The organism is Pseudomonas parafulva NBRC 16636 = DSM 17004, assembly GCF_000730645.1.
GTDB classification, from domain to species: Bacteria; Pseudomonadota; Gammaproteobacteria; order Pseudomonadales; family Pseudomonadaceae; genus Aquipseudomonas; species Aquipseudomonas parafulva.
On sequence record NZ_BBIU01000033.1, the window covers coordinates 49,965 to 60,027 of the forward strand.

General features: G+C 63.0%; 7 protein-coding genes. 5 read left to right on the forward strand and 2 right to left on the reverse strand.

The window, feature by feature from the left end; translation table 11 throughout:
* Positions 1-60 precede the first annotated feature (60 nt).
* On the reverse strand, positions 61-1,380 hold the full coding sequence (locus tag PPA02S_RS18855) for an OprD family porin (protein WP_028635332.1): 1,320 nt from the start codon (positions 1,378-1,380) through the stop codon (positions 61-63).
* A 468-nt stretch (positions 1,381-1,848) separates the two neighbouring features.
* Between PPA02S_RS18855 and PPA02S_RS18860 the strand changes: the two genes are divergently transcribed.
* Positions 1,849-3,951 (forward strand): TonB-dependent receptor, encoded by a 2,103-nt coding sequence (locus PPA02S_RS18860; RefSeq protein WP_028635333.1) that lies wholly within the window; start codon positions 1,849-1,851, stop codon positions 3,949-3,951.
* A gap of 446 nt (positions 3,952-4,397) precedes the next feature.
* Here PPA02S_RS18860 and aguA read toward each other — a convergent pair whose 3' ends face one another.
* Entirely contained in the window at positions 4,398-5,504 is a 1,107-nt protein-coding gene (gene aguA, locus PPA02S_RS18870) for an agmatine deiminase (RefSeq protein WP_028635335.1), read from the reverse strand.
* Positions 5,505-5,768: 264 nt separating this feature from the next.
* Between aguA and rfbC the strand changes: the two genes are divergently transcribed.
* The 4 genes from rfbC to PPA02S_RS18890 are packed head-to-tail and all read left to right on the forward strand — an operon-like array spanning position 5,769 to position 10,029.
* Complete coding sequence (gene rfbC / locus PPA02S_RS18875; protein ID WP_028635336.1) at positions 5,769-6,314, forward strand: dTDP-4-dehydrorhamnose 3,5-epimerase; 546 nt, start codon at positions 5,769-5,771, stop codon at positions 6,312-6,314.
* Positions 6,315-6,356: 42 nt separating this feature from the next.
* Complete coding sequence (locus PPA02S_RS18880) at positions 6,357-8,171, forward strand: sensor histidine kinase (protein ID WP_028635337.1); 1,815 nt, start codon at positions 6,357-6,359, stop codon at positions 8,169-8,171.
* Positions 8,168-9,574 (forward strand): sigma-54-dependent transcriptional regulator, encoded by a 1,407-nt coding sequence (locus PPA02S_RS18885; RefSeq protein WP_028635338.1) that lies wholly within the window; start codon positions 8,168-8,170, stop codon positions 9,572-9,574. The genes PPA02S_RS18880 and PPA02S_RS18885 overlap by 4 nt, the downstream gene beginning before the upstream one ends.
* Entirely contained in the window at positions 9,574-10,029 is a 456-nt protein-coding gene (locus PPA02S_RS18890) for a YiiD C-terminal domain-containing protein (RefSeq protein WP_028635339.1), read from the forward strand. The genes PPA02S_RS18885 and PPA02S_RS18890 overlap by 1 nt, the downstream gene beginning before the upstream one ends.
* Positions 10,030-10,063 lie beyond the last annotated feature (34 nt).

Consider the following 10,063-nt stretch of genomic DNA (forward strand, 5'->3'; position numbering starts at 1 on the left):
CCCTGGCTGCGCAAGGCGCCCCCCAATGGCATGGGGGGTAGCCTTTGGCTCAGCAGCGGATCAGAAGATGCTGATCGGGTACTCGACGAACACGCGCACTTCGTTGCCGTCGTCGTTGTAACCGTTCTGGCGCACGGCGTCGTTGGTACGCACGAACGAGCTGCGCAGCTTGATCGACAGGTCCTTGGCCGGGCCTTCCTGCACCACGTAACGGACCTGGTTGAAGATCTCGCGCTCCTTGCCTTCGCCGTAGCCTTGCGGGTTGGCGACGGTGCGGGTGTTGATGTTGTCACCCACCACGTAGGCCAGCTTGTAGGTCAGGCCCGGGATGCCGTAGGCGCTGAAGTCCAGGCCGTAGCCCAGCTGCCACGAACGCTCGTCTTCGGCGTTGAAGTCCGACCAGTAGGAGTTGGCCAGGAAGATGGTGGAACCACCGTCACCCACGCCGCCCTTGTTCTGGTACCAGCCGTAGTTGTAGCCGGTGCTGCCGGTGCTGCGCTGGTGGGCGATGGTGAACGAGTGGGCGCCATAGGCGTAGGTGGCGGCCAGGCTCCAGATGGTGTTGGAGTCGCCGTTAAGGCCGGCTGCCTGCACGTACTTGTTGTCGATGTTCGACTTGTAGCCGTTGAAATCCAGGGTCAGGGACTGGTCATTGGCGATGGCGTGAACGTAGTTCAAGCCCAGGTAGTGCTTCTTCATCACGTCTTCGTTGTCGGCGGTGTACAGCGACGCGGTGAAGTTGTCGGTGAACTTGTAGCTGCCGCCGAACACGTTGATCGACTTCAGGCCGCCGCCGTCACGGCGCTCGGCGCTCTTGCGGGCTTCCTGGGTGAAGCGACCGGCGTTCAGCTCCAGGCCTTCGATTTCCTTGGAAGTGATCAAGGTGCCGGTGAAGCTTTCTGGCAGCAGGCGCGCGTCGTCGTACTGCAGCACGGGCAGGGCTGGCATCTGGTCACCGTACTTGAGCACGGTGTTGGAGATGCGGAACTTAACGGCGGCACCGGCGCGGGTCAGGTTGTGCGGCGAGCTGGCATTGCCATCGGCGTTGGTGGTGTCGTGCGGCTTGAAGAAGTCCACGCCACCGCCACCGTTGTGGCCTTTGCCGCCATCCAGGCGCAAGGCGTACAGGCCAAATGCGTCGACGCCGACACCCACGGTGCCCTGGGTGAAGCCGGAGGAGAAGTTACCGATGAAAGCCTGGCCCCATTCGATCTGGTCGTCGGTGCCGTGCTTCTTGTCGCGGTTGATGTAGGCGTTGCGCAGAAGGACGTTGGCGTGGCTGTCCTCGATGAAGCCCTTGCTGGCGGCCTGGTCATTGGCCTGTGCCTGAGTCGCGGCGATCATCGCCAGGGCGACCAGGCTGATCCTGGTATTCAACATGTTGTTTTCCTTATTTCTAGATCAAGAACGCTCTGCAATATGGCGCCAGGAACCAACGCCCCTTCGTAGGTTCGACGCTATGCGGGTCCAGCCTGGGAGCCATGCCGGTAAGTACACGGCGGCTTGAGGCAACAGCACGGCCAATGGGATTGGCCAGCAGGCGTTGGCCGAATCCTAGCGGTGGGTGAGCGCGAATGTCAAAAAAACGTGAAATGCAGGTCGATATAACCAAAAAGCAGGTGTGGAACGAGGCATTTTTCTACGTGTTTGGGCTATAGGCAGTGATTCCATCTCAAGCGGGATTATCCAACCTGACCATTAGGACAATTCTCCGTGAGCTCGTGAGACGGATGGATTGGTTACAAAGCGATACATATGTAATGGGAACTCTTTACAAATAGACAGGCAATAGTAAATGGTAGGCATTACCATTCGCAACTCCATTAATGCCTGGTCTGGATACGCTCCATGCTTGCCCCCAAACGCCTATCTCCCCTCTCGCTTTCCCTTTCGTTGCTGTTCACTGCAGGCTTTGCCAGCGCTGCGACCACCACCCTGCCTGAGCTGTCGGTGACCGCCGACAGCGAGCGCGAAAAAGACAACCCCCGCGTGAAGGAAGTGAGCACGGCCACCCGTACCGCTACGCCTGTGCGCTATGTGCCCCAGGCGATCGATACGGTGAAGGCTGCGCAGGTGCTGGATTACGGCAGCAATACCTTGGGCAAGGCACTGGAAGGCATCCCCAACGTGAGCAGCGGCGCCGATACGCGCTTCGACAGCGTGCGCATTCGCGGTTTCGAGGCCAGCAACGACTTCTACCTCGATGGCATTCGCGATGACAGCCAGTACATCCGCGACCTGCACAATATCGAACGGGTCGAGGTGCTGAAGGGGCCGGCGGCGGTGCTGTACGGGCGCGGCAGCCAGGGCGGCATCGTCAACCGGGTGAGCAAGGCACCGGAGGCTGGCCGGCGCTCCACCGTCGAGGCGCAGGCCGGCAGCGAAGACCTGCGCAGCCTCTATGCCGACTTGAGCGCCGACCCCAGCGACACCGTGAGCTTGCGGTTGAACATGGGTAACCAGGACAACAACAGCTTCCGGGACGGCATCGATGGCAGCCGCCAGCTGTTCGCGCCCTCGGTAAGCTGGCAGGTCACCCCCGACCTGAACTGGCTGGTGCAGTACGAATACAGCCGCTTCAACCGCACCCCCGACCGCGGCATCCCGGGTGTCAACGGCCGCCCGGCCGACGTGAACCGCAGCACCACCTATGGCGATACCCACCGTGACTACATTGACGACCGCGCCCAGTCGCTGCGCTCGCGCCTCAACTACCAGCTGAACGAAACCTGGCAGCTGCGCCACACCCTGGGCCTGTTCGAGCTGGACAGCGAGTTCGACAACACCTACCCCACCGCCTACAACGCCACCACGGCAACGGTGACCCGCCAGCGCTGGCAGCAGGACCTGAACACCCGCAACCTGTTCAACAACCTGGAAGCCGAGGGTGACTTCGACACCCTGGGCCTGGAGCATAAATTGCTGCTGGGCCTGGAGTTCGGCAACCAGCGCCGCGACCCCACCCTGTACACCGCCGCAGCGGTGTCTGCCGGCGGCAGGCCGGTGCCGGCGCTGTCCCTGAACAACCCGGATCGCAGCCGGCAGCACAACGGCCGCATGGTGGTGTCCAGCAACAACCACACCGTGGTCGATAGCCGGGGGGTGTACCTGCAGGACCAGGTTCGCCTCAATGACCAATGGCAGGTGTTGGCCGGCGTGCGCTTCGACCAGTTCGAAGTCGAGACCACCAACAAGGTGCGCAACCTGGCTGAGAAGCAGGACAGCCGCACCACCAGCCCGCGCCTGGGCGTGGTGTACACGCCGTGGCGTGATCACTCGTTCTATGCCTCATGGAGCAAGACGTTTGCACCTGTGGGTGGCGGGCTGATCGGCATTACCCCAGGCGCGGCGGGCAACACCAACGATACCGGCCCGGAGCTGACCCGGCAGAAAGAGATCGGTGTAAAAAGCGACTGGTTTGATCAGCGCCTGACCACCACCCTGGCGGTGTATGAGCTGGAGCTGTACAACCGCCGCACCCGCGACCCGATCAACCCGGAAATCACCCTGCTCAGCGGCCTGCAGCGCTCACGGGGCATTGAGCTGACTGCCACGGGGAATGTGATCGGCAACTGGTACGTGCGCGGGGGTGTCGGCCTGCAGGACGCCACCGTGGTCAAGGACAACAACGGCTTGGAAGGCAACCGCATCAATGATGTGGCCAAGCGCAACGCCAGCCTGTTCGTCACCTGGAAGCCGGAACTGGGCTGGTACGCCGAAACCGGCCTAACGCTGGTGGGCGAGCGTTATGCAGACAACCAGAACACCACGGTATTGCCGGGGTATGGCCGCTGGGATGCATTGGCGGGGTATCGCACCCATGACTGGGACGTGCGCGCTGCGTTGAGCAACATTGCCGACAAGACCTACTACAGTTCGGCGACCAGTGCTGCGCAGATTCAGGTGGGTGACCCGCGTAGTCTGGTGGTGACAGGGAGTTACAGTTTCTGAAGGGCCCGCTGTAATTGCCAGTTTGACCCGCGAAAAACCCACCCCATAGCCCTGCATTCAGAGCATTTGGGGTGGAGTGGCGCATGCCCTTAAAGGCTGACGATCAGTGCCACACCGCCATCAACGCCTGCATCTCTGCATCGCTGATCAGCCCCTGGGGGTAGCGCCCGGCAAGTAGACGTCGTGGGTCGGTCGTCCTGACCCTGATGCTTCCATGGTGTTTCAACCACCTCGCCAACACCTTCAGCACTGAGTGATCCACTGCCATTGGGCGCAAAGCCGACTCACTTGCTGCATTCATGTCTACACGTACTCCTGGCCCGTGAGCAGCTAACTTACGTAGGTATTGTTACAAACGGATAACCCAACCCAGCCGGGCTATCTGCTTGATAAACAATACAAAACGTATGCCAGCCACCGCGCCGGGCGTCGGGCGGTGCAGAACCCTAGCGGTGCAGCGGGGCAGGCTGCTGCTGCGTCAGGCAATGAATGTTGCCTCCGCCCAGCAGCAATTCACGGCCCGGGATCATCACCACTTCGTGGTCCGGGAAGATCTTCGCCAGAATGGCCTTGGCCTCGGCATCTGCAGGGTCATCGAAACTCGGTGCAATAATGCCGCCGTTGACGATCAGGAAGTTCACGTACGAGCCCGCCAGGCGCACTGAAGGGTCGCGCTCCTGGCTGCCAGCCACCTGGTCGACGCCTGCGCATTCTTCAGCGGTGGCATACAGCGGACCCGGGATCGGCATCTTGTGCACGATGAATTCACGGCCCTTGGCATCGCGGGTGTTTCGCAGCACCTGCAGCGCGGCATGGCAACGTGCATAGTTGGGGTCGTTGGAATCATCGGTCCAGGCCAGTAACACTTCGCCCGGCCGCACGTAACAGCAGAAATTGTCGACGTGGCCATCCGTTTCATCGTTGTACAGGCCATCCGGCAGCCACACCACGGTGTCGACAGCCAGGTTGTCGCGCAGCACCGCTTCGATCTGCTCGCGGTTCAGGTGCGGGTTGCGGTTACGGTTGAGCAGGCACTCTTCGGTGGTAATCACGGTGCCTTCACCGTCCACGTGAATAGACCCACCCTCCAGCACGAACCCTTCGGTGCGGTAGCGCTGGCAGCGCTCCATTTCAAGCACCTTGGTGGCCAGCTCTTCGTCACGGTTCCACGGCGCATACAGGCCGCCGTCGAAGCCGCCCCAGGCATTGAAGCCCCAGTCCACCCCCCGCACTTCGCCCTGGTCGTTGATAACGAAGGTTGGGCCGGTATCGCGCACCCAGGCGTCATCGCTGCTCATTTCCACGACGCGGATGTTCGGCTGGTCCAGCTGGCGACGGGCGTTTTCGTACTGGCCGGCAGACACGGCAACGGTGACGGGCTCGAAGCGGGCGATGGCCTTGGCCAAGGTCACATGGGCGGCCTGGACAGGCTTGCCACCCAAACGCCAGTTGTCGGGGCGCTCTGGCCAAATCATCCATACCTGGGTTTGCGGGGCCCATTCGGCGGGCATGTGGAAACCATCGGCACGGGGCGTGGAATTGAGGGTTTTCATCGTTGACCTCTGTCAATGGCCCTGACCGAACGAGGCGGGCGTCGGGGAATTTATAACCGATATATATCTATAATTAAACCGGTAAAAAGATTATTACATTGCCTTAACAACCACTATAACCGATAAGAATCGGTAAACGCTGTCCTGTCCAAGCCATCACATCTAGCACAAGGCTACCCCTGGCATCCAGCCAAGATTGTTTCATGAGAAAAAAGCACGCACGCCAGCTAGGGTCATTACTGAACAGCAGCCAGGGGGCCCCCGATGAACATCATTCCCACTGCAATCCCCGAGGTACTGATCATCGAGCCCAAGGTATTCGGTGACAGCCGCGGCTTTTTTTTCGAATCGTTCAACGCGCGCGAGTTTGCCCGCCACACTGGCACGAGCGTCGAGTTCGTTCAGGACAACCATTCCCGCTCGGTGGCCGGCGTGCTGCGCGGCCTGCATTACCAGGTGCAGAACACCCAGGGTAAGCTGGTGCGCGTGGTGCAGGGGGAGATCCGTGACGTAGCCGTTGATGTGCGCAAGCACTCCCCTACCTTCGGCCGCTGGGTGGCCGTGCACCTTTCTGCCGAAAACCATCGCCAGCTCTGGATACCTGCAGGGTTCGCCCATGGGTTTGCGGTCATGAGCGAGTCGGTGGAGTTCCTTTACAAGACCACCGACTACTACAACCCCGGCGCCGACCGCTGCATCCGCTGGGACGACCCCACCCTGGCCATCGACTGGGGCTTGAGGCAGCCACCGGTGCTTTCCGAAAAGGACAAGCTGGGGGTGTCGCTGACCGAGGCGGAACTACTGCCTTAAGTAGCGCATAATTGCGTCAGACTTATCTGGCGCACTTACCCGATGATTGCAAAGCCCACGCCCCCTCGTCGTCCCCGCTGGCGCAGCCTGGCCCTGCTGGCCCTGTGCCTGGTGCCACTGCTGTGGCCCCTGCATCACCTGGCCGAGCGGTATTACCAGCAGGAGCTGGCATCGCAAAACCGCCAGACCCTGGACCTGTACGTGGCCAACTTGCTGGGCACCCTGCACCGCTACGAAACCCTGCCGCAGATACTCGGCGACCTGCCCGCACTGCGCGGCGTGCTGGCCGACCCGTTCCGCCTGGAGGCCGTCACCAATGCCAACCGGCTGCTGAAGAACATCGTGCAGCAGACCGGCGCCGAAGTGATGTACCTGATGGACGTGAGCGGCAACACCCTGGCAGCGTCGAACTGGGACAAGCAAGACAGCTTCGTGGGCCGCAACTTCGCCTTCCGCCCGTACTTCAACGAAGCCATGGCCGGGCACCTGGGGCGCTTCTTCGGCCAGGGCACCACCTCGGCCAAACGCGGCTACTTCTTTGCCGCCGCCGTGCGCGATGGCGAGCGCATCGTTGGGGTGCTGGTGGTGAAAGTGGACCTGGACCACACCGAAACCCTGTGGGGCCGTACCCCCGAGCAGCTGCTGCTGACCGACCACAACGGCGTGGTCATTCTCACCTCGCGCCCCGACTGGCGGTTCCGTGCCACCCGGCCGCTGACCGAAGCAGAACGCCAGGCCATTATCGCCATCCAGCCCTACCCCACCCAGGCGCCACAGCCGTTGGTGATCAACCCTGACGCGTGGATCACGCAAACCCGCGACATCACGCAAACCGGCTGGCAGGTCAGCATCCTTGCCCCACGCATTCTGGTGGACCGCTCGGTGCAAACGGTCACCGCCATCGGCGCTGGCGCCCTGCTGGTAGTGATGCTGCTGACCGGCCTGGTGATGCAGCGCCGTCGCCACTACATCGACCGTATCGACTTTGAGGCGCACGGCCGCCAGCAGCTGGAAAAGCGCGTAGCCGAGCGTACCGCCGACCTGGAAGGCCTCAACACGCGGCTGAAAAGTGCGGTGCTGGAGCGCGAGAATGCCCAGCAGGAGGCGGTGCGTGCGCAGGATGAACTGGTGCAGGCCGGCAAGCTGTCGGTGCTGGGCACCATGTCGGCCAGCATCAGCCATGAGCTGAACCAGCCCCTGGCGGCCATCCGCAGCTACGCCGAAAACGCCGAGATCTTGCTGGACCACCAACGCATCGAGGACGCCCGTGGCAACCTCAAGCTGATCGGCGAACTGACCGGGCGCATGGCCTCGATCATCGCCCACCTGCGCGCGTTCGCCCGGCGCGACCGGCATGCCCCGGAAAGCGTGGCCCTGCAGCCGGCCCTGGATGACGCCCTAGCCCTGCTGGCCAAGCGCCGCCGCGCCATGGCGGTGGAACTGGTCCGCGACCTGCCAGAAGCCACCCTGTGGGTACAGGCCGGCGAAACCCGCCTGCGCCAGGTGCTCAGCAACCTGCTGGCCAATGCCCTGGATGCCCTGACCGAAAAAGCCAACCCGCGCCGGCTGTGGATAAGTGCCGAACAGCACGATGACTGCGTCTACCTGTACATTCGCGACAACGGCCCGGGGTTCAGCCGCCAGGCCCTGGAGCATGCCAAGGAGCCGTTCTTCACCACCAAGACACGCACCCAGGGCCTGGGCCTGGGCCTTGCCATCTGCGAAAGCCTGATGCGCGCCCTGGGTGGGGAACTGCTGCTGGCCAACCACCCTGAAGGCGGCGCACTGCTCACGTTGGAAATGCGTGTAGCCCCACCTGGCGCGACCTTGCCCAATTCGGAGGATTCCTCGGCATGAGCCCCGAGACACAGATCGACAGCCACGCTCAGGTGATCCTGGTCGATGATGACCCGCACCTGCGCCAGGCCCTGAGCCAGACCCTCGACCTGGCCGGGCTGAAGGTGGTGACCCTGGCCGATGCCCAGGGCCTGGCCGAGCGTATCGAGGCCGACTGGCCGGGCGTGGTGGTCAGCGACATCCGCATGCCCGGTATCGATGGCCTGCAACTGCTTGAGCAATTGCGCGGCCTGGACAGCGAGCTGCCGGTGCTGCTGATCACCGGCCACGGTGATGTGCCGCTGGCGGTGCAGGCCATGCGCGCCGGCGCCTACGATTTTCTGGAAAAACCCTTTGCCAGCGATGCCCTGCTGGACAGCGTGCGCCGTGCCCTGGCGCTGCGCCGCCTGGTGCTGGACAACCGCAGCCTGCGCCTGGCCCTGAGCGATCGCCAGCAACTGGCCACCCGGCTGGTGGGCCAGTCCCCCTCCATGCTGCGCCTACGCGAGCAGATCGCAGCGCTGGCCGCCACCCGCGCAGACGTACTGATCCTGGGCGAAACCGGGGCTGGCAAGGAGGTGGTAGCCCGCGCGCTGCACGACCTTTCCAGCCGCCGGGACGGCCCGTTCGTGGCCATCAACGCCGGCGCACTGGCGGAATCGGTGGTGGAGAGCGAGCTGTTTGGCCACGAGCCAGGCGCCTTCACCGGCGCGCAGAAGCGCCGCATCGGCAAGTTCGAATTCGCCAATGGCGGCACGCTGTTCCTGGACGAAATTGAGAGCATGAGCCTGGATGTGCAGGTGAAACTGCTGCGCATGCTGCAGGAACGGGTGGTAGAGCGCGTGGGCGGCAACCAGCTTATCCCGCTGGATATCCGCGTCATCGCCGCCACCAAGGAAGACCTGCGCCAGGCTGCCGACCAGGGCCGCTTCCGCGCCGACCTGTATTACCGCCTGAATGTGGCACCGCTGCGCATTCCGCCACTGCGCGAGCGGGGCGACGACATTCTGCTGCTATTCCAGCACTATGCCGACGCCGCTACCCAGCGCCACGGCCTGGGCCCACACGCCCTGCAACCTGCGCAGCGCGCCTTGCTGCTACGCCATGACTGGCCGGGCAACGTGCGCGAACTGCAGAATGCCGCCGAGCGCTTTGCCCTTGGCCTGGAATTGGCCCTGGACGGCCAGGCCGCGCCTTCGGCTGCTGCTGCACCCAGCGTGGTCACGGGCAACCTGAGTGAACAGGTGGAGCACTTCGAGCGCTCGCTGATCACTGCCGAGCTGGCCAAGCCCCACAGTTCGATGCGCAGCCTGGCCGAAGCCTTGGGCATCCCGCGCAAAACCCTGCACGACAAGCTGCGCAAGCATGGCCTGCATTTCGAAGGCGGCAGCGGTGGCCATGACGACCATGAGGAAACCCGTTGATGAGTAACGAGAGCCAGTACCTGCAGGCGGTGCTGCACCGCGATATTCCGCTGACGCAGGAGATGGGCCTGGAGGTGGTGGGCTGGCAGCAGCAGGTGCTGCAGCTGCAATTGCCGCTGGCGGCCAACGTCAACCACAAGAGCACCATGTTCGGTGGCAGCCTTTATTGCGCAGCGGTGTTGGCGGGTTGGGGGTGGCTGCACCTGCGTTTGCGTGAGCTGGGTATCGATGACGGGCATATTGTCATTCATGAAGGCCAGATCAGCTACCCGCTACCGGTAACTGGCGCGGCGGTAGCGCGCTGTGCGGCCCCGGATGAAAAGGCTTGGGAACGGTTTCTAGCGCTCTACCAGCGCCGCGGCAGAGCGCGCCTGACGCTGGAAACGACCGTCAGCAACGTGGGGAGTGATGAAGCCGCAGTACTTTTCAGCGGCCAGTACGTGCTGCACCGCTAGAGGCCAGGGCGTAAACAAACCAACGCCCAGCCCA